This is a genomic window from Gemella haemolysans (genome assembly GCF_012273215.1).
GTDB lineage: Bacteria > Bacillota > Bacilli > Staphylococcales > Gemellaceae > Gemella > Gemella haemolysans_A.
Genome location: NZ_CP050965.1, coordinates 1,179,796 through 1,200,272, shown reverse-complemented (window position 1 = coordinate 1,200,272; position 20,477 = coordinate 1,179,796). Strand labels below are relative to the sequence as shown.

At 29.6% G+C, this 20,477-nt stretch carries 18 protein-coding genes; 6 read left to right on the top strand and 12 right to left on the bottom strand.

Annotation, left to right across the window (positions count from 1 at the left end; genetic code table 11):
* Positions 1-159 precede the first annotated feature (159 nt).
* The 10 genes from FOC48_RS05610 to mbhE all read right to left on the bottom strand — a co-directional run bounded on the left by FOC48_RS05610 (position 160) and on the right by mbhE (position 9,826).
* Positions 160-999, bottom strand: coding sequence for a metal ABC transporter permease (locus tag FOC48_RS05610; protein WP_003147010.1), 840 nt, complete (start codon positions 997-999; stop codon positions 160-162).
* Complete coding sequence (locus tag FOC48_RS05605) at positions 992-1,720, bottom strand: metal ABC transporter ATP-binding protein (RefSeq protein ID WP_003147009.1); 729 nt, start codon at positions 1,718-1,720, stop codon at positions 992-994. Before FOC48_RS05605 ends, FOC48_RS05610 begins: the two co-directional genes overlap by 8 nt.
* Positions 1,721-2,466: 746 nt before the next feature.
* Entirely contained in the window at positions 2,467-3,810 is a 1,344-nt protein-coding gene (gene glmM, locus FOC48_RS05600) for a phosphoglucosamine mutase (protein WP_003147008.1), read from the bottom strand.
* Positions 3,811-4,073: 263 nt separating this feature from the next.
* Positions 4,074-4,442, bottom strand: coding sequence for a cation:proton antiporter (locus FOC48_RS05595; protein ID WP_003147007.1), 369 nt, complete (start codon positions 4,440-4,442; stop codon positions 4,074-4,076).
* Positions 4,429-4,719: an MrpF/PhaF family protein gene (locus FOC48_RS05590; RefSeq protein WP_003147006.1), complete on the bottom strand. Its 291-nt coding sequence runs from the start codon at positions 4,717-4,719 to the stop codon at positions 4,429-4,431. Before FOC48_RS05590 ends, FOC48_RS05595 begins: the two co-directional genes overlap by 14 nt.
* Positions 4,712-5,209 (bottom strand): Na+/H+ antiporter subunit E, encoded by a 498-nt coding sequence (locus FOC48_RS05585; RefSeq protein WP_003147005.1) that lies wholly within the window; start codon positions 5,207-5,209, stop codon positions 4,712-4,714. Before FOC48_RS05585 ends, FOC48_RS05590 begins: the two co-directional genes overlap by 8 nt.
* A 2-nt stretch (positions 5,210-5,211) precedes the next feature.
* Positions 5,212-6,693: a proton-conducting transporter transmembrane domain-containing protein gene (locus tag FOC48_RS05580; RefSeq protein WP_003147004.1), complete on the bottom strand. Its 1,482-nt coding sequence runs from the start codon at positions 6,691-6,693 to the stop codon at positions 5,212-5,214.
* Positions 6,686-7,045 carry a Na(+)/H(+) antiporter subunit C gene (locus FOC48_RS05575; protein WP_003147003.1) on the bottom strand — a complete coding sequence of 120 codons (360 nt, stop codon included), beginning with the start codon at positions 7,043-7,045 and terminating at the stop codon, positions 6,686-6,688. Before FOC48_RS05575 ends, FOC48_RS05580 begins: the two co-directional genes overlap by 8 nt.
* Complete coding sequence (locus FOC48_RS05570) at positions 7,045-7,470, bottom strand: Na(+)/H(+) antiporter subunit B (protein ID WP_003147002.1); 426 nt, start codon at positions 7,468-7,470, stop codon at positions 7,045-7,047. Before FOC48_RS05570 ends, FOC48_RS05575 begins: the two co-directional genes overlap by 1 nt.
* Positions 7,460-9,826, bottom strand: a complete 2,367-nt coding sequence (gene mbhE, locus FOC48_RS05565) for a hydrogen gas-evolving membrane-bound hydrogenase subunit E (protein ID WP_003147001.1) — start codon at positions 9,824-9,826, stop codon at positions 7,460-7,462. Before mbhE ends, FOC48_RS05570 begins: the two co-directional genes overlap by 11 nt.
* Before the next feature lie 389 nt (positions 9,827-10,215).
* Here mbhE and deoD point away from each other — a divergent pair, with 389 nt between their 5' ends.
* On the top strand, positions 10,216-10,926 hold the full coding sequence (gene deoD, locus FOC48_RS05560) for a purine-nucleoside phosphorylase (RefSeq protein WP_003147000.1): 711 nt from the start codon (positions 10,216-10,218) through the stop codon (positions 10,924-10,926).
* Positions 10,927-10,963: 37 nt separating this feature from the next.
* A complete protein-coding gene (locus tag FOC48_RS05555) occupies positions 10,964-12,685 on the top strand; it encodes a phospho-sugar mutase (RefSeq protein WP_003146999.1) in 1,722 nt (573 codons plus the stop codon).
* A 48-nt stretch (positions 12,686-12,733) separates the two neighbouring features.
* Here FOC48_RS05555 and FOC48_RS05550 read toward each other — a convergent pair whose 3' ends face one another.
* The gene (locus FOC48_RS05550; RefSeq protein ID WP_003146998.1) at positions 12,734-13,234 is read right to left on the bottom strand and encodes an acyl-CoA thioesterase; all 501 of its coding nucleotides are present in this window, start codon (positions 13,232-13,234) and stop codon (positions 12,734-12,736) included.
* Between the two features lie 218 nt (positions 13,235-13,452).
* Between FOC48_RS05550 and pepT the strand changes: the two genes are divergently transcribed.
* Both pepT and metG read left to right on the top strand, forming a co-directional pair.
* A complete protein-coding gene (pepT, locus tag FOC48_RS05545) occupies positions 13,453-14,679 on the top strand; it encodes a peptidase T (protein ID WP_003146997.1) in 1,227 nt (408 codons plus the stop codon).
* Positions 14,680-14,995: 316 nt separating this feature from the next.
* Positions 14,996-16,996, top strand: coding sequence for a methionine--tRNA ligase (gene metG / locus FOC48_RS05540; protein WP_035466989.1), 2,001 nt, complete (start codon positions 14,996-14,998; stop codon positions 16,994-16,996).
* Between the two features lie 83 nt (positions 16,997-17,079).
* On the opposite strand, the gene FOC48_RS05535 is transcribed toward metG, so the two are convergent.
* A complete protein-coding gene (locus tag FOC48_RS05535) occupies positions 17,080-19,164 on the bottom strand; it encodes a DUF5776 domain-containing protein (RefSeq protein WP_172497886.1) in 2,085 nt (694 codons plus the stop codon).
* 182 nt (positions 19,165-19,346) lie between these two features.
* Here FOC48_RS05535 and tpx point away from each other — a divergent pair, with 182 nt between their 5' ends.
* Together tpx and FOC48_RS05525 are read left to right on the top strand one after the other, a co-directional pair.
* A complete protein-coding gene (gene tpx, locus FOC48_RS05530) occupies positions 19,347-19,844 on the top strand; it encodes a thiol peroxidase (protein ID WP_003146993.1) in 498 nt (165 codons plus the stop codon).
* Between the two features lie 11 nt (positions 19,845-19,855).
* Positions 19,856-20,476 (top strand): MptD family putative ECF transporter S component, encoded by a 621-nt coding sequence (locus FOC48_RS05525; protein WP_003146992.1) that lies wholly within the window; start codon positions 19,856-19,858, stop codon positions 20,474-20,476.
* The last annotated feature ends 1 nt before the right edge of the window (position 20,477 follow it).

Here is a 20,477-nt window from a genome sequence, read left to right as displayed (position 1 = left end):
TAACTAATAATAATCATTATCAATTAAAACTTTTTTGATAACACCTTTAAATAAACTCACTTTGGAAGTATTTTTATATTTTAACAAGTTTATTTAAAGGGGTTATTATATTAAATTATTTTTATATAAAAACTAGTTTATTCTTTGTATATTATTACCTTAATTATTTTTTTTATGTTTAACAAAGCGTTGTTTTGGTGCAATGAAGAAACTTATTGCAAAAACAATAGCTGATGTTAATACGATGCTAGATCCTGCTGCTATATTGAATGAGTATCCTATAAATAATCCTAGAACTGAACAACATGCACCGATTGTAGATGATAAGAATATCATTGTTTTTAAACTATTAGCATATAAATATGCAGTAGCAGCAGGTGTAATTAGCATTGCTACAATTAGAATTGTACCAACACTTTGCATTGCTGTTACAGATACTAAAGTTAAAAGTATCATAAGTAAATAGTGATAGAAATTAACTTTCATTCCCATTGCTTTTGCTAATAATTCGTCAAATGAAGTTAGAAGTAATTCTTTGAAGAATAGTGTGATAACTAATAATACAAAAACTCCAACTCCAATAGTAATATACATATCTACATCTTGCACCGCCAGGATGTTCCCGAATAAGATATGGAATAAGTCTGTTGAACTTTTCGCAACACTGATTAAGATAACTCCTAATGCTAAGAATGAACTGAATGTAATACCTATAGCGGTATCACTTTTAATTATAGAATTACCTTTAATAAATGTTATGATAATTGATGCTAATAACCCGAATACGATTGCTCCTATGAAAAAATCTATTCCTAGAATAAATGATAGGGCTACTCCAGGAAGTACTGCGTGAGAGATAGCATCTCCCATAAGTGACATTCCTCTAAGAACTATAAAGCATCCTACAGCCCCTGCTACAATACCTATTACAATTGCAGTAATAAGAGCATTTTGTAAGAAATGGAAATTATAAAGTCCATCAATAAATTCTTTAATCATTTTCGCCACCTCCCATAAAGAATAGGTCGGTACCATAAGCATTTGTTAGATTTTCTCTAGTGAAAGTTTCTTTAGTATTACCATAAGCAATGATTTCTTTATTTAAAAGAAGAACATTGTCAAAATAAGAATGTACTTTTCTTAAGTCATGGTGCACTATTAATATCGTATGGCCCATATTTCGAAGATTTCGTAATGTCTCCATGATTATTTCTTCACTTACTGAGTCAATACCAACAAAGGGTTCGTCTAAAAATATATACTTTGCCTCTTGTACAAGACAACGAGCTATTAATACACGTTGGAATTGCCCCCCTGATAGTTCACTGATTTGACGGTTAGAGAATTTTTCTAAACCAACTAATTTTAAAGCATCATCAACTTTTTGCCAATCAGATTTTTTTAATTTTTTAAGAATACCAATTTTTGAATATAAACCAAGAGAAACACATTCTCTTACCTTTATTGGAAAATTATAATCTATATTTATTTTTTGTTCTACATAGGCAACATTATCAAGATTATCCTTTGCAATCTTATCATCAATTTTTGAAATACCAGTAGAAGGTATTATATTCAAAACGGCTTTTATTAAGGTAGATTTACCAGCACCGTTAGGCCCTATTATACCTGTAATACCAGGCCCTTTAATTTCTAAATTAATATTAGAAAGGGCAGGAGTTTGGTTATAGGTAACATTTAAATTTTCTATTTTAATCATACTTGTCCCTCCTTTATTTTATTTTCTCTACACATTAAAGTTTACCTTAGGAAAGAAAATAAGTCAAGACAATTTTGTTGTATTGAGAAAAAAATATGTACTTTATGAAAAAACAGTGGAAATTAATTGTAATTTCAGAAAATGAAAATAAAAAAACCTACCTTACAAAAAATATTGTAAGGTAGAAATAAGGGAGTAAATATGAAAAGTCTTTATTATAAGCTAGGGAGACTTATAATAAAAGAACATATTGAAGTAATATAACAATTACTTCATTTATAAGTATAACAGAAGTATATACAAAAAACAAGAGGAAAATATAATTTTCTTTAAAATAATTCAGTTATATTTTGGTAAAATATTAATAAAACTCGATTTATATAAAAAGATTAAAATTTTGATAATAGTTTATATTATTATTTATATATTAAATACAACTAATGCTATTATTATAGTAAAAAATAGTATTAAATATTTTACTGTAAAGATGTAAATATAATAGGCATTTGTAGGAGTTTTAATAACGCTAATTTGTCATTTAAGAAAAATCAATATAATATTAAGTTATTATTTTTCGCTTTAAAAACTAAAAATATAAAAAAATGTTTGAGATAATGTGTAGAAAAAAGGTGAGATATTTTAATATGTAAATTGATTTTATAGGTTTATTGGAATTACAGTTGTATCTTTTAAGAATACAAAATATAAAAAGAAGTTAGTTTTTAATCCTAACTTCTTTTTATGATTTATTTTACTTCAAATTTTTCACGAACGATTTTTGCAACTTGTTCGCAATATTTATCTGTTAGTTCATCGCTACTAGCTTCTACCATTACACGAATTAAATTTTCGGTACCAGAAGCTCGTAATAAGATACGTCCATTTCCTTCTAATTCTTTTTCTACTTTTTCACATTCAGCAAGAATTTCTGCATCTTCCATAGCAGATTTTTTATCCACTACTTTTATATTGACTAGTTTTTGTGGATAAATACTAACTTCATTGGCTAGTTCTTCTAATGATTTTCCAGAAGATTTAATTATATCAGCCAGTTTAACAGCTGTAAGAATACCATCACCAGTTGTCGCATAGTTCATAAGAATAATATGACCAGATTGTTCTCCTCCAAGTGAGTAGTCGTTATTTCTCATTTCTTCAACAACATATCTATCTCCTACGGCAGTTTTTACCGATTGTAATCCATTTTCTTCGATTGCTTTGTAGAATCCGATATTACTCATTACTGTTGATACTACCATGTTATCTTTCAGTTCACCTTGTTCTTTTAGGTGTTTTGCTAAGATGAACATTATTTTATCACCATCAACGATATTACCTTTTGAATCAACAGCAAGCACTCTATCACCATCACCATCGAATGCAAAACCTACATCTACATTATTTTCTTTAACAAAGTTTGCAATTGTATTGATTTTTGTTGAACCAACATTGTCGTTGATATTGATACCATTCGGGTTACATCCGATAGTTTCAATATCTGCTTCTAAATCACCGAAGATGAATGGAGCTACACCTGTCGTGGCTCCATTAGCGCAGTCAAGAGCAATTTTAATTCCTGATAAATCTCCAGAAATAGATTGTTTTATGTGTTGAACATATTTTTGTGTTAGCTCATTTCCACTATATAATTTTCCGATTTTTTCAAAACTAGCATTTTTTATTTCGTCTGAATTGTCGATTAGGTGTTCAATTTCTAATTCTTGATCGTCTGTAAGTTTGAATCCATCAGGTCCAAAAATTTTAATTCCATTGTCTTGGTATGGATTGTGAGAAGCAGAAATCATAATTCCGCTATCTGTTTCAATTGTTTTAGTAAGATATGCAATAGCTGGAGTAGGGATAGTTCCTACCGTCATAACATTAACACCAGTACTAGTTAGTCCTGCTGTTAAAGCTTGTTCAATCATGTCACATGAAATTCTAGTATCTCTACCTATTATTACTTTTGGATGTTCTTTTTTTTCAGTAAGTAATTTACCAAGAGCTTTACCTACTTTAAAACTTAAATCGGCAGTTAGTGATTCTCCTGCGATACCACGAATACCGTCTGTTCCAAAATATTTTCTCATAAAAAAATGACTCCTTGTATTATAATCTATATGAATATTACTATATAAAGTAAAATAAGTCAAGGTCTAGGGTTGTTTTAAGCGTTTTATTAAGTAATTAATATCATGTAAAGCGTTATTTAAAAGAGAAATTAAGAATATTAAAAAACAACTCGAAAATTGATTGTAAAAAATCTTATTTTCGAGTTATTCTTTCAGGTTTTATGACATATAGAGTTTTTGAATTTATGAATCAATATGTATATTAGTAATTGATATTACTATTATTTATTTAATTTTTCAATATCTTCTAGAACTTTTTTAGCTTCATCTTTCTCGTTCTTAGAATAAACATGCTTATTATATATTATTGCACTTATAGAAATCATATGAGCTGAAACTGGAGCGGCTAAGAATAAGAATCCAATTGCTAAAAAGAATTTAAACTCAAGGACGTGTAAATATCTATAGAAATAAACAAATCCAGCAATAAGTACTAATTCAACAGCAAATGAACCAGTAACACCAGCGGCGTGAATTTTAGTTAGTTCATCAGGTAACCTAATGAATCCAATCACAGTTGCTAACATAGCTATAATAGAAACTAAAATTAGAAGTATAATAACAATATCTAAAATATTATTTAGTATCATCACTGAAAACCTCCTTTTTAGCTAAGAATCTAGCAGTAACTACAGTACCAACTAAACAGATAATAGCTATTATAAGTATAAGTGAAATATATGAAAAAGTTTTATAGTACATACTTACTAAAACTATTAAGCACATAAGAGGCATAGCAAGAAGGTCGCTTGCTATTAATTTATCAAAGATACTAGGCTTTTTAACGATATAAATTAGTAGGAAAAATATCATAGCAATACTAGCGAAAATCCCCAATAAAATAGAATACTCTACAATTTTATCCATCTAAATCAACCTCCAATATTGCTTTTTCAAAGCTATTTTTTATACCTTCAATTTCACCAGGAATATTATCAGTATCTAAACAGTGAATATGTAAGACCTTATTATCATGACTAATATTCACCGTAAGAGTACCAGGTGTTAAAGTAATCATGTTGGCTAAAAGGGTAATTTGCCAAGCTTTTTTTACTTCAAGAGGATATTCAAAAATGACAGGATTAACATCAAGATCTTTTTTGAACATTAATTTTAAAACATTCACATCTGCTTTTAGCAATTCAACTAAAAACATTAAGATTAATTTTATCCATTTGTATACATAAATGTAGTATAGTTGTTCTCCTAAAATATTTTTAACAAATGTTTTTCTGAAGATGAATAATAATACCATCCCCCAGAAAAATCCAACTGCAAAATATTCAGAATTATAACTTCCTGAAAAGAACATCCATATTACACCAACTAATATGTTAATTAAAAATTGTAGTGCCATAATTATGCTCCTTTCTTAAGTACTAAATCGATATAATGATGAGGATTAAGTACCATTTGTATACCTTTATCGAAGAATCCATCTAATAGGTTAGTGCTAACTCCAATAATTAATGCAATTGCTACGATAGCGATAAGAGGGATTTGTACACCTTTAGGAAGAGGTTTTAAAATTAAACTCTTATTTATATTATCGTAAAAGACATTTAAGAAAACTTTAATTAATGAGTAAAACACAACTAATCCAGATAAAGCAACAAGTATTGCAATAAATGTATTGTTGTTTGCTACTAATCCTTTAATTATTAAAGCTTTACCATAAAATCCGCTAAATGGTGGTACTCCTGCTAATGATAAGACAACAATAAAGTATGTCCATCCTAGAAGAGGATATTTGTTAATTAATCCACATTTTTGAATATATTTAACACCGCTAACGTAAATTATTAAGCCTACGATTATGAATAAAGCAGCTTTAAGCAGTATGTCGTTAACAGCGTAGAATAAAGCACCTTTAACACCAAATGTATTTAATGTAGCTGTTCCACAAACCATTACTCCTAGAGAAATTACAATGTTAAATACTACTATTTGTTTTAAATCTTTTTGGTAAATTGCCCCAATACATCCGGCTATTATAGATATAGCACCTAAAATTAATAAGTATGATTTAATGAAGTTTGACTCGTAGTAGAATAGTCCATAAGTTCTAATAATCGAGTATAGTCCAACTTTTGTTAATAGCGCCCCAAAGATAATTGAGACAGCAATTGGAGGTGCTACATATGATCTATTCATCCAAGTGAATAGTGGGAATAATGCTCCTTTCATACAGAACACGAATATCATTACTGCGCCGACAAGGTATAATCCTCTGCGATCTGACATAGAAGAAATTGTTTGTGATATGTATGCCATATTCAAACTACCAACAATTGTGTAAAGATAACCGATACTAATAACAAATAAACTACCAGCAAAAACGTTCATTAGTACATAACTAATAGAAGATTTAAGTTGTTCTTTATTTATACCTACTAACAATAGTAAGTAAGAAGACATAAGTAAGATTTCGTAGAAAACAAAAAGGTTAAAAATATCTCCTGTAGTGAATGCTCCGTTAATACCTACCATTATTAATAAGAAACCTGGATAGAAGAAGCTAAGTTCACGTATTTTATCTATTGTTTTAAATGAGTATAATAGAGTTGCTAAAAATACTAATGATGAAGTTGTAACTAAAACACTGTTTAGTCCATCTAAAGTCAATGTAATACCGAAAGGACTAGCCCAGTTACCCATTTCTAATATTAGTATTTTATGTTTATCTACAAGATAGATGTTGTAGATTGAAAATGCTAAGACTAACAGAGTAGCTAATGTTGTTAGTAAACGTTGCATGGCTATTCTTTTTCTAAATAATACTGTTATTGCAGCAAATAGAAGGGGTATAAATATTGGAATAACAGGTAAATTACTATGCATTATTTCTCTCCTCCTTCATATTTTCAACGTCTTCAAGATCAATTACATTATCGCTTCCTTTTAGTTTGTAGTTAGCGATATAAATTGAAATTAATAAACAAGTTACTGCAAAACCAATAACGATAGCAGTAAGAATAAGTGCTGCTGGTATTGGGTCTATATAATTTTTTCCTAATTCTGAGATAATGGGGATATCACCATCATATAGACCACCTGCGATAAGAATAATTAGGTTAGCAGCATGTCCAAAAAGACCAACACCGATAATTATTCGCATCATACTCTTAGAAAGCATAAGGTAAACACCAAAACCAACAAGAATACCGCATAAGATAATCATATAAAATTCCATTATTTACCATCCTTTCCAAAAGCTAATATTACTGACATTAATACACCAACAACTACGAAGTAAACACCTAAGTCGAAAATCGCAGCTGTATGTAATTCCATCTCTCCCATAATTGGAACATGGATATGAGTGAAGTGATGTTTAAAGAAATTTTTTCCAACAACAACTCCACTAAAAGCTGTTCCGATAGAGAAAAGTAAGCCGATTGCTGTTACATAAACGTAATTTATTGGAAGTAGTTTAGTAACTTTGTCTATTCCATATGTGAACATAGATAAAGCAAGAGCCATTGTACAAAGGAGTCCACCTACGAAACCACCACCTGGAAGGAAGTGCCCACCGAAGTATAAACTAAGTGAAAGTAGAAATATACAACCTGAAATAATTGCAGATAATGATTTTAAAATTACATCATTAGTTTTCATCTTTTGGTCCTCCTCTTTTAATAATTTTGAACATAGCATAAATTATTAGAGCTACCATCGTCATAACTGTTATTTCAAACAAGGTATCAAATCCCCTGAAATCAACGATAATAACATTTACTATGTTTCCTCCACCAGATGCTACAACGTTATCGAAATAAAATTGGCTGATTTCTGATGGATTTTTGTATGCATAAGATACAAGTCCTACAATTATAAAACTAACACCAGTCAGTGTTGCAATAATTGCGTTTGTAAGTTTGAAACTATTTTTTTCTACTTGTCTTGTTTTATCAGTTAATAGAATGAAAGCTATTAAGAAGATAATTGTAGAAATTGATTCGATGACGAATTGTGTCATTGCTAAATCAGGTGCTCTGAAAGTTACATATAAACCAGTCATCATAAATCCAACACCAGATGAAAGGATTATAAGTACTAATCTATTGTAAACTCTTGTTAGAGCAACACAACAAAGGACAATACATAGTCCAATGAATATATTCATATAATGAATAGTAGAGAAGTTATTTATTATCATAGGTCTACCAATTGCAAAATAACCACTGATAATGGTAGCTGATAGGCCACAGAATATATAACTCATATTTCTTCTTAGTTGATTAGTGATGAATGCATCGTGAAGTCTACCACTAACTTTATGTAATAATATACCTAAATTATTATATGCACCGTGAATAGAAATAATGCTAGGATTCATTGAATAAATACTATTTCCACTAGCAAAAACTTTATAAATTACAAAGCTTGCGATTATAACAAAAATAGAAGTAAGAAGCTCAGATGATATGAAACTATCATGATGAACATGAGTTATTACCTCATTATTTGTTGTTTTTACAGCAAGAGCAGCTTGTTGAGCTGGAATTACAATGTAATCTTTAATAAACGTGTTAATAATAACGAAGATTACAAGTATTATTGGAGAAATAAACATTCCATTTTTTGGTAAATGAAGTTTTTTGTCTCCAAGTACTTTACTATCGAAAGTACCTAGGAATGGTTTGAAAGCTAATATTAATGAATATACTGCTGTTCCTAGAGCACTGATTACAACAGCTATAACAATTATCATGTATAACATACTAGAATTTAATAAACCATATACAGCTGTTAAGAAATATTCTTTTGAGTAGAATCCACTTAATGGTGGAATTCCTGCCATAGAGAATCCAGCTATTATACTTAATATAAATCCAAGAGGCATATACATTCTTACTCCTCTTAGTTGTTTAATATCTCTAGTATGGAATGAGTGATCTATTATACCAGTTATCATAAACAAGCTAGCTTTAAATGCTGCGTGATTAATAATATGGAAACATACAGCATAAAATGCAAAAGTATAAATATAATGATTATCATTATATAGACCTAAGTTTGCAACACCAATCATAAGTGTCATCATACCAAGCTGACTGATTGTTGAATATGCTAAAATCCCTTTTAGATCTTTTAAAAAAATTGCAGATATTGATCCTAATAACATAGTAATAGTACCAAAAACAATTAAGACATTTCCGAAAGCTGGTGTGAATGAGAATACAATTCCAATTCTAAGTAATAAATAAATACCGGCTTTAACCATTGTCGCAGAGTGAAGATAACTACTAATTGGAGTTGGAGCAGCCATTGCATCAGGTAACCAAATATGAAATGGAAATTGAGCTGATTTAGTGAATGCACCAAATAAAATAAGAATCATAGCGATAATATATTTACTGTTGTAACCATGATTATTAGTGAAGTCAATTATTTCACTAACGTTAAAACTACCAGTGATACTATTTAGAATGAAGATACCTGCTAGCATTAATACACCACCAAAAACAGTAATTATTAATGATTTTAAAGCACCTTTTCTTGAAGCATCATTTTCATGCCAATAACTAATAAGTAGGAAAGAAGATACAGAAGTCAACTCCCAAAACATGTACATACTAAGCATATTATCAGATAATACTACTCCTAGCATTGCTGACATGAATATTAATAGAAATATATAAAATTTATGTAGTTTTTCATCTGAAATACTCATATAGTAACATGAATATAAGATTACTAAGGTACCAATTCCTGTAATTAGTAATGAGAAAAGAAGTGATAAACCGTCAAGATTAAGGTTAATATCAAGTCCTGCATTAGAAACAAATGCCAATTTTTTATATATTGTCCCACCTGAATAGATATATTTTATATTTGATACAAAATATCCAAACAGAATTAATGGTACAATTATAACAAATTTTCCAGTATGAATATTTTTGAAGTTTTTTCTTAAGAAAGGTATGAAAAACATCGCAATTACTGGGAAAAAGACAGCTAATTGTAACATAAAAAAACCTCTTTCTAATTTATTTTTTATAACATTAATTATATAACAAAATTGATTAAATTACTATTAATATCCAATTTTTATCTAATTATTTTTCAATAAATATTGTTGTATATTACAAAATACCATTAATAATTCTTTAATAAGCTGTAAAAATATGTGTTAATTTTTTTTTGAAAAGAATAAATATTGTTGTATTTTAAGTAAAGTTTATATTTATATATATTTACTATATATTATGAAATTATTGTTGAAAACATCATGTAAGAGTTATTGTTTTCAGAATATTCGTTGGAAAATATAGATAATTATTTTTCTAATATAACTTGTTTAAGATAAGAAAAAAAGGTATAATAAAGTTATTAATATATTTACAGGGGGACTAACTGATGTCACATAAACAAACACCACATATTAAACCAAATGGAGTAGAAATCGCTGAAACGATTCTTTTACCGGGAGATCCTTTAAGAGCAAAATTTATTGCTGAAACTTTCTTAGAAGATGCCGTTTGTTTTAATGAAGTGCGTGGTATGCTAGGATATACTGGAACATACAAAGGTAAAAAGATTTCTGTAATGGGAACTGGTATGGGACCAGCTAGTATCGGTATTTATTCTTATGAATTAATTCATACATTTGGAGTGAAAAACTTAATTAGAATTGGAACTTGTGGAGCATTACAACCAGAAGTAAAATTATACGATGTAATCTTAGGTATGGGGTCTTCTACAAATTCAAATTACATGCACCAATACAATATCCCAGGAAACTATAGCTTAACAGCTTCATTTGATCTATTATTAAAAGCATACAATAAAGCTCAAGAAATGGGACAACAAGTACACGTTGGGAATATTTTATGTAGTGAGATTTTCTATAATGCTGATGAAAAAGCTATGGAAAACTGGATTAAAATGGGAGTTTTAGCTGTTGAAATGGAAAGTACTGCATTATACGCTAACGCAACCGCAGCAGGAGTTAATGCTTTAACAATCTTAACAGTAAGTGACTCTTTAGTAACAGGAGAAGAAACTACTCCTGAAGAAAGACAAACAGCGTTTACTAAAATGATGGAAATTGCTTTAGGTCTAGCATAAAATTTAAATTTAAGAGATAATTTAGAGGTAATATTATATGAGTAACTATCAAGAATTATATGAAAAATGGTTAAACAGTTCAGCTTTAACTGAAGAAGAAAAACTTCAATTAAAAAATGTAGCTGATGATGAAGTAGAAAAAGAAGATAGATTTTATAAAGAATTAGAATTCGGAACTGCGGGATTACGTGGTAAAGTAGGTATGGGTTCAAATAGAATGAATAGATTCATTATCGCTCGTGCTACAAAAGCGTTAGCGCAAACTATTATCGACAATGGATTACAAGAAAAAGGTATTGCTATTGCACACGATCCACGTCTTTTCTCAAAAGAATTTGCTAAACTAGCAGCATTAGTAATGGCTAGTAACGGAGTTAAAGCATACCTATTCGAAGATTTGCGTCCAACTCCAGAATTATCATTTGCAGTTCGTTACTTAGGAACAGCTAGTGGTATTAACATTACAGCAAGTCACAATCCTAAAGAATATAATGGATATAAAGTATACTGGCAAGAAGGGTCTCAAATTAAATCTGATATAAGTGATAAAGTTTTAGAATACATTAACTCAATGGATATCTTTGATAACTATGTTACTTTAACAGAAGAAGAAGCTCAAGAAAAAGGATTATTAGTTTACATTGGTCAAGAAATTGATGAAGAATTCTATAGAGAATCTTTAAACTGTGCAATTAATGATGAAAATATCGACAAAAATATTTCTGTAGTTTATACACCATTAAATGGTGCAGGATACAAAGCTGTAACAACAGTTCTTGCACGCCGTGGATTTGAAAATGTTCATGTTGTCGAAGAGCAAAAAGATCCAGATGGAACTTTCCCAACAATTGAATATCCAAACCCAGAGGACACTGCAGCATTTGAATATGGTGAAAGACTAGCTAAAGAAGTTAACGCTGATGTAATTATAGCAACTGACCCCGACTGTGATCGTCTTGCTGTAGAAGTAATTCACAATGGTGAAGTAGTTTCTCTAAATGGTAACCAAGCTGGAGCGGTATTAGTTCAATATGTTATTGAAAATCTTGCTAAACAAAACAAACTTCCAGAAAACCCAGTATTAGTTAAATCTATCGTAACTTCAAAAATGGTAGAACCACTGTGTAAAGAATACGGAGTAGAAGTAATTGACGTTCTAACTGGTTTCAAAAACATCTGTGCATTACCAAATGAATGGGATATTACAGGTGAGAAAAACTATGTGATGGGATATGAAGAAAGTATCGGATACAACGTTGGTACATTCTTACGTGATAAAGATGGTGTTACTATCGCTATGTTATTAGTAGAAGCAGCAGCATTCTACAAAACACAAGGTAAAACATTAGTAGATGTGCTGGATGGATTCTATGAAAAATATGGTTATTACCTAGATAAAACTATCTCAATCGTTTTAGAAGGAGCGGCAGGTGCTCAAAGAATTAAACGTATGATGGAAAAATATCGTGAAATCTTTGCTCGTGAAATTGCTGGAAGTGAAGTAGTAGCTATTACTGACTACTTAGTGCAAAAAGAAAAAACTGTAGCAACTGGTGAAGAAAAAGATATTGAAATCGAAAAAACAGATGCTGTTAAATTCAGTTATTCAGATGAATCTTGGTATACTTTACGTCCAAGTGGAACTGAGCCAAAAGTAAAACTTTACATCTACGTTAAAGATGCAGATAAGAAAGTTGCTGAAGAAAAATTAGTTAAATTTGAAGAAAAAGTATTAGAATTACTTTACTCAATCGATTAATAAATTAGTGAAAAAAGGAAGTGAGAAAAAATCTCGCTTCCTTTTTTGCTATTTATTATAATATTTTAGATATTCTTTACAGAATTGTCTAGCTGATAATTTTCCGCTTTGTCTATCTGCGTATGAAGAGCTAACAAATTTTGAAATTTCGTCAGTATATTCTACTTTTGGTAAAGGTTTCTCAAGGACAGTGTCTCTATTAATAGCGAATGTTGAGAAACAGATTCCAACTAGACGAGTATGTCTAGTTTCATGATTAAATGCACTTAGTTCTGCAAAAATCTCCACACTTCTAGTACCAACTCTAGAAATATAACTATTGATAATTAATGCTTCGTGTCTATGTACAACATCTAAAAATTGATATGTGTCAATACTTGCTGTAAAGAAGGGTAGGTGTGTATATCTACGTATTACTAAACCTTGTACATCGTCAAGCCAGTATAGAGTTTGTCCACCGAATAATGTGTCATGTCTGTTCATATGGTTAGGATATATAGTATGGAAGTTTTCAATCCTAGTATCTTTATAATTCATAACTTCTTGCATGAAAAAGTTCTCCTTAAAATTTAATTTTACTAATGTCTAATATAAAATTAGAATACATATGTAATTGTAACATAAAAAAACAATATTATTAAGAAGATTGTTTATAATATTAGAAAAAAGATACATATATATTTATATAAAAAATAGTGTAGTATAACCTTTACATTTTGTTAAAAAGTATATTATAATAAAATAAAATACAAATGAGGTGAAGAATAATGAAATATGAAACTATGTTAGAACGTTTTTTAGGATATGTTAATTTTAAATCTAGATCTAATGCGGCTAGTACAACAATCCCGTCTACTCCAGAGCAAAAAGATTTCTTACGTATGTTAAAAGGTCAACTAGAAGAACTAAATCTTAGCGATATAGTCCTAAATGAAGAAAATTGGTTCTTAACAGCGACATTACCAGCTAATACTGATAAGCCTTATGACAAAATAGGTTTTATTTCACATGTAGATACAGCTGATTTTAATGTAGAAGGAATAAATCCACAAGTTATTGAAAACTACGATGGAGAAGATATAGTTTTAAATAAAGAATTAAATATTGTAATGACTAAAGAAGAGTTTCCTAATTTAAGTAACTATAAAGGTCTTACATTAATTACTACAGATGGTACAACTTTACTAGGTGCTGATGATAAAGCAGGAATTACTGAAATAGTAGAAGCTATTAAATACCTAAGTGAACATCCTGAAATAGAACATGGAGATATTCGTATCGCATTCGGTCCAGATGAAGAAATTGGACGTGGTGCTGATCATTTTGATGCAAAAGGATTCGCTACGGATTATGCTTATACTATGGATGGTGGAGTTCTAGGAGAGCTTCAATATGAAAGCTTTAATGCTGCGCAAATTACATATAAAATTACAGGAGTAAGTGTACATCCAGGTACTGCAAAAGGAAAAATGAAAAATGCTAATATGATTGCTGCTGAACTAGCTTCATTATTCCCAGAAAAAGAAGTTCCTGAGCATACAGAAGGGTATGAAGGATTCTACTTACTACACAATATGCAAGCGAGAATTGAAGAAGCGGAAATGGTTTATATTATTCGTGACCACGATAGAGAAAAATTCCTTGCACGTAAAAAATTCGCAGAAGAAGTTGCTACTAAGATTAATGAAAAATATGGCGATGTTGTTGAATATGAACTTTACGATCAATATTATAATATGGGTGATGTAATAAAAGAAGATAAACGTTGCGTTGATGTAGCTGAACAAGCTATCAAAAATGTTGGTGTAACACCATTAATTATTCCAATACGTGGAGGAACTGATGGTTCTAAAATTTCTTACATGGGTATTCCGACTCCTAATATTTTCGTTGGGGGAGAAAACTTCCATGGACAATATGAATTTAGTTGCTTAGAACATATGTCAAAAGCGGCTGATACAATAGTGGAGATTGCTAAATTAGCAAAAAAGTAGAAAAAATAACTCCATGGTGTCAAAGATAATTTATGAAATCATATAATATATACTATATCATAGTAGCATTAAGTTTATTATGAAGAAATTAGTTCGTGAATTAATTTGAAACTTAATAGTTGAGTAATTCAAAAGCGAGATTTATAACGAATCTTGCTTTTAATTTTTTTTACTTAAGGAGTGATGTCTTTTTTATATAAAAGTATTTTGAAATTTGAAAAAAATGATAAAAAAAAATGCATTAACTCGAGTTATATGGTACAATAGTAATGTATATTAACTAAAAAATTGAAATGAAAGAGAGGATGGTTGTAAGATGACTAAAAAAACATTTTATGTTACAACTCCTATTTATTACCCAAGTGGTAACTTACACATAGGACATGCGTACACAACGGTTGCTTGTGATGCATTAACTAGATATAAAAAATTAAGTGGATATGATACATACTTTTTAACAGGTACAGATGAACACGGTCAAAAAATCCAACAAAAGGCTCAAGAAAAAGGTATTTCAGAACAAGCTTATGTTGATGAAATGATTAAAGATATTAAAAAATTATGGGAAGCAATGGATATCAACTATAGTAAGTTTATTCGTACTACAGATGATTATCATGAGAGAGCTGTTTCTGAAATTTTTGATAGATTAGTTGAAAAAGGTGATATTTACCTTGGAGAATATAAAGGTTGGTATTCAATTAGTGATGAAGAATATTTCACAGAAACACAACTTCAAGAAGTATTCAGAGATGAAGAGGGGAATATGATTGGTGGTATCGCACCAAGTGGAAATGAAGTTAAATTAGTAAGTGAAGAATGTTATTTCTTCAAAATGAGTAAATATGCTGACAGATTAGTGAAATACTATGATGAGCATCCTGAATTCATTTTACCTGAAAGCAGAAAAAATGAAATGCTTAACAACTTTATTAAGCCAGGATTGGAAGATTTAGCAGTTACTCGTACAACTTTCGATTGGGGAGTAAAAGTAAAATCTAATCCAAAACATGTTGTATATGTTTGGATTGACGCTTTAGTTAACTACATTACAGCTTTAGGATATGCGACTGGAGATAGTGAAGAATTATTTAATAAATATTGGCCTGCAGATGTGCAAGTTGTTGGGAAAGAAATCGTACGTTTCCACGTGATTTATTGGCCAATACTTCTAATGGCATTAGATTTACCTCTACCTAAGAAAATTTTTGCTCATGGTTGGTTATTAATGAAAGATGGTAAAATGAGTAAATCTAAAGGTAATGTAGTTGATCCATATATGTTGATAGAACGTTATGGTTTAGATTCAGCTCGTTACTATTTATTACGTGAGGTTCCATTTGGACAAGATGGTATCTTCACTCCTGAAAGTTTTATTGATAGAATCAACTCAGATTTATCAAATGATTTAGGAAACTTATTAAATAGAACTATTTCAATGATTAACAAATACTGTGGTGGAATTATTCCAAAATTTGTGGAACCAACTACAGAATTTGATAAAGAATTAATAGCTTTATCAAAAGAAGTTATTGCAGAATATGAAGAATATATGGAGAATATGCAGTTCTCTAAAGCATTAGAATCAGTATGGAAATTTATTTCTAGAACTAATAAATATATCGATCAAACTACACCATGGATTCTAGCGAAAGATGAAGCTAATCAACCTGAATTAGATAAGGTAATGAACTATTTAGCAGAAAGTCTTCGTATTGCTACAATTTTAATAGCGCCAGCTTTAACAAAAGCTCCTGTTGAAATTGCTAAACAATTAGGTGTTAAAGAAGAATTATTAGTATTTGAATCAGCTAAAACATTTGGAGTATTTGATGGAACGGTTAAAGTTGTAGAAAAACCAACTCCAATTTTCCCAAGATTTGATAAAGAAGTAGAGGTAGAGTATATTAAAAATCAAATGTCTCCTAAGGCTTTAGAAAACTTAGAAACTGAATCAAAAGAAGAACAGGATGATACTTATGTAGAACTTGCTGAAGAAATTACAATCGATAAATTCTTTGAGACTTCATTAAGAGTTGCGGAAGTATTAGAATGTGAAAAAGTTAAGAAAAGTTCTAAACTATTAAAATTCAAATTAGACTTAGGTAATCACCAAAGACAAATAGTTTCTGGTATTGCTAAATATTATGATCCAGCAGAATTAGTTGGTAAAAAAGTAGCTGTAGTAGCTAATTTAAAACCTGTTAAATTATGTGGTGAATTAAGTGAAGGTATGATACTATCAGCTGAAAAAGATGGTATTTTACGAGTAGTAGAAATTAATTCTGAAATCCCTAACGGGGCAGAAATTAGATAATAAAAAAAGAGAATATAGCTAAATGCTATGTTCTCTTTTTTTATGAGAAAATCCACCTTGGTTAATCAAGGTGGATTAGTTTATTATCTAGTTGTTCTTTTTTGAGTGTTTTGATTTTGGGTATTTTGAGAATTAGTAGTATTTTTATTATCATTATTCTTTTGTTTAGGTGCTTCTCTGTTTGTTTCAGTTACACGAACTGGATTAACAGGTACAAAAGATCCATCAGCTACATGATATATTAATCTATTATTTTTAGAAATACCAATACCAGTAATATTTAATTGGGCTCCATTACCATAAGTTGATCTGACGCTGCTTAGAGACTCGTCTGAATAAATATTTTGTGTAGTCAAGAATTTAATTGCTACTGGACGAGAGATAAAGTTTTCAAGTTGATCATTTTTCTTATCTACAGAAACAAATTTTTCATTTGCTGTAATATATTGCCCTTGTAAGTTACCTGATGAAATATGATACATGATGTATCCAGCTGGAGAGACTATTTTATCTACTGTTAGTTTTGTTCCAGGTTCAATTACATCTCCAGGTTCAGACCAACTAGCTGATTTAAATGCATGAATTTTTTTATTAACTGTAACTTCACGGTCTACGTCGAATGAGTAAGATGAGAATGTTCCAGCTAATTTTGCAGTTATTTCTTCATCTTGCGCTTCTGAATCTATACGAACGGCGTTGGCTTGTTCTTGCGCTTTAAGAATTTTTTCTTTTTCCTCAGCTTCTTTTTGTTTTTTCAATTCGTCTGTAGTATCGACGGCACTATTGTTAGTTTCACCGAATCCTACATAGTGCTCTTTTGCAGAAGAAATGAATTTCAGAGTAACTAAGAAACAAATTGATAATAATAATGCTAAAATTATTGAAGTTGCGATTCTAACCTTAATATTTTTGGATACTTTTTGTATTTTATCATAATTCTCAACTTTATTTCTTAAAATAGATTTAGAAATGAAAGCTTTAATACTTAGAAGAGATACCACGAATATATTTTTAGATTTATTGTCAATATATTTAACTTTAAATGCTGTTTCATCTTCATTAACAACTTCTTTTTTGATACTGTGAATTTCCTTTTTAAGACCATCTAGTTTATATTCAATATCAAGATTTTTTTGAATTTTTTCTATGGCTTTTTTTTCAGTTGTAATATCTTTTAACACAACTTGTCTTTGAGAATTTAAAACACTAAGTCTTTTTTCTTCTAGCATTATTTTCTCTTTATCAGTTTTTCTATTTTTTAGAGTAGAGATAGTAAGTTTCTTTTCTTCTATTTTATCTTCTAGAGAAATTAATGAAGTTTGTAATGATAGAAGAGTGTTTTCGTGTTCTCTCATCTCATTTTCTTTTTGTAATAGCTCTAATTTTTTCTTATCTTCTGATAACTTAAATTCTTTTTCTTTTCGTCTAAATTCTCTTTTTCTTTTTTCTTCTTGTTCTTTTTCGATACGTTCTTTTTCAAGGCGCTCTTTTTCTCTTTGTTCAGCTTTTTCTTTTTCTATACGTTGACGCTCTAATTCTTTTTCGCGAGCGATACGTTCTTTTTCAAGACGTTCTTGTTCACGTTTTTCAGCTTTTTCTTTTTCGATGCGTTGACGTTCTAATTCTTTTTCACGAGCGATACGTTCTTTTTCAAGACGTTCTTGTTCACGTTTTTCAGCTTTTTCTTTTTCGATGCGTTGACGTTCTAATTCTTTTTCACGAGCGATACGTTCTTTTTCAAGACGTTCTTGTTCACGTTTTTCAGCTTTTTCTTTTTCGATGCGTTGACGTTCTAATTCTTTTTCACGAGCAATACGTTCTTTTTCAAGTCTTTCTTTTTCAGCACGAGCAAGTTCATTTTTCTTCTTCTCTTCTTCTATTTTACGTTGTTGTTCTTCAAATTGTTTTTTAGCTTTTTCTAGCTCTAAAGCTCGTTTTTTTAATTCTTGTTCTTGTTTTTTTACTTCTTTTTCTTTTTCTCGAAGTTCTTTTTCAATAGCGGATTCATCAATATGGGAATTACTATTTTCCTTAGATTCATTATTTTTAAAATTAAGAGTCTTAACTTGTTTTTTAAAACGACCAAAAAAAGATGTAGAGTTATCTTTTTCTTCAGTCGTGTCTGTAGTATCATTTTTAACTACTATATCTTTTTCTTCTTTTGACATAAAAATAATCCTTTCAAACAATATTCCATTCTATTATATCATAAAATAATAACAAAACTACATAAAAAACGCTTAAAATCATATTAAATTATGTAAAAAACTTTTAACTCTAATTGAAATATGTTATCATTAGTTGTAGATAGTTTTATCAATATAAATTATAATAAAAAGAGGTATTAATTATGAAGAAAACAATAAGCTTTAAAGGAACACCAGTTACTATTGAAGACAAGCTAAACTTAGGGGAAGTTTTCCCGAATTTTAGAGCTGTTACTAAAACATTATCAGAGTTTGAATTATCAGATTATAAAGGGAAAAAAGTAATTGTCAACACATTCCCATCAGTAGACACAGGAGTATGTGCTTTACAAACTATTAACTTTAATAAAGCAGTAGGGGATTTAACTGATACAGTAGTAATCACAGTATCAAAAGACTTACCATTTGCATTAGGAAGATTCTGTGCTGATAAAGAAATTAACAATGCAATTACTGTTTCTGACTATAAATATCGTGATTTTGAAAACAACAATGGATTATTAATTGAAGAATTAGGTTTATTATCACGAGCTGTATTTGTTCTTGATGAACAAGGAGTTATTCGCTATAAAGAAGTGTTAGAGGAAATCGGTGAAGAGCCAAACTATAACAATGCTCTAGATGCACTGAAGAAATTATAGTGGGGTAATAGATGACAGAATTAAAATATATAAATAAAGAAGAAAATAAAAATTTACAGATTAAAGATTTAATTACTTTAGGACTTTATACTATTTTATTAATTCTTGTAATGGCTGTGGGAATTGGAATTTCTACACTTTTAACATCCTTGATATTTGGCGGAAAAGTCTATTTTGCTACCTATACTTCTATTACAGCTGCTCTAGTTTGTGGAAGTGTATATAGTTTAATTTTTAATAAAATCAATAAAAATATGGCTATATTTATAATGATAGCAATTATTGGTATTTTTATGACTGTATCAGGGCACTCTGTTGTAGGTGGTGTTGTTCTAATTGGAGCGGCTGTTTTAGCGGAGATTGCATTTAGATATGGAAATGAATATTTATCATACTTATTCTTTAATTTAGGAAATATCGGATTAATATTACCAATGTTCTTTATGAAAGATGCATATGTAAAACATCTTCAAAATAGAAATTATTCTCAAGAAAAAATTAACTTAGTTATGAGTTCTTCTGATATGAAGACATTTATTTTTATAGTTATCTTTACGATTATTTTCTCAATTATTGGAACATACCTTGGAAGAAAATTATATTTCAAGAATTTCAATAAAGCAGGTATATAGT

Bases quoted from the DNA above. Each gene is read 5' to 3' on its own strand.
- glmM (WP_003147008.1), bottom strand. From the start codon at position 3,810: ATGAGAAAATATTTTGGAACAGACGGTATTCGTGGTATCGCAGGAGAA.
- FOC48_RS05590 (WP_003147006.1), bottom strand. From the start codon at position 4,719: ATGGATAAAATTGTAGAGTATTCTATTTTATTGGGGATTTTCGCTAGT.
- tpx (WP_003146993.1), top strand. From the start codon at position 19,347: ATGAAGAAAACAATAAGCTTTAAAGGAACACCAGTTACTATTGAAGAC.
- mbhE (WP_003147001.1), bottom strand. From the start codon at position 9,826: ATGTTACAATTAGCTGTCTTTTTCCCAGTAATTGCGATGTTTTTCATA.
- FOC48_RS05570 (WP_003147002.1), bottom strand. From the start codon at position 7,470: ATGAAAACTAATGATGTAATTTTAAAATCATTATCTGCAATTATTTCA.
- metG (WP_035466989.1), top strand. From the start codon at position 14,996: ATGACTAAAAAAACATTTTATGTTACAACTCCTATTTATTACCCAAGT.
- FOC48_RS05585 (WP_003147005.1), bottom strand. From the start codon at position 5,209: ATGGCACTACAATTTTTAATTAACATATTAGTTGGTGTAATATGGATG.
- pepT (WP_003146997.1), top strand. From the start codon at position 13,453: ATGAAATATGAAACTATGTTAGAACGTTTTTTAGGATATGTTAATTTT.
- FOC48_RS05595 (WP_003147007.1), bottom strand. From the start codon at position 4,442: ATGATACTAAATAATATTTTAGATATTGTTATTATACTTCTAATTTTA.
- deoD (WP_003147000.1), top strand. From the start codon at position 10,216: ATGTCACATAAACAAACACCACATATTAAACCAAATGGAGTAGAAATC.
- FOC48_RS05535 (WP_172497886.1), bottom strand. From the start codon at position 19,164: ATGTCAAAAGAAGAAAAAGATATAGTAGTTAAAAATGATACTACAGAC.
- FOC48_RS05580 (WP_003147004.1), bottom strand. From the start codon at position 6,693: ATGCATAGTAATTTACCTGTTATTCCAATATTTATACCCCTTCTATTT.
- FOC48_RS05575 (WP_003147003.1), bottom strand. From the start codon at position 7,045: ATGGAATTTTATATGATTATCTTATGCGGTATTCTTGTTGGTTTTGGT.
- FOC48_RS05605 (WP_003147009.1), bottom strand. From the start codon at position 1,720: ATGATTAAAATAGAAAATTTAAATGTTACCTATAACCAAACTCCTGCC.
- FOC48_RS05525 (WP_003146992.1), top strand. From the start codon at position 19,856: ATGACAGAATTAAAATATATAAATAAAGAAGAAAATAAAAATTTACAG.
- FOC48_RS05550 (WP_003146998.1), bottom strand. From the start codon at position 13,234: ATGCAAGAAGTTATGAATTATAAAGATACTAGGATTGAAAACTTCCAT.
- FOC48_RS05610 (WP_003147010.1), bottom strand. From the start codon at position 999: ATGATTAAAGAATTTATTGATGGACTTTATAATTTCCATTTCTTACAA.
- FOC48_RS05555 (WP_003146999.1), top strand. From the start codon at position 10,964: ATGAGTAACTATCAAGAATTATATGAAAAATGGTTAAACAGTTCAGCT.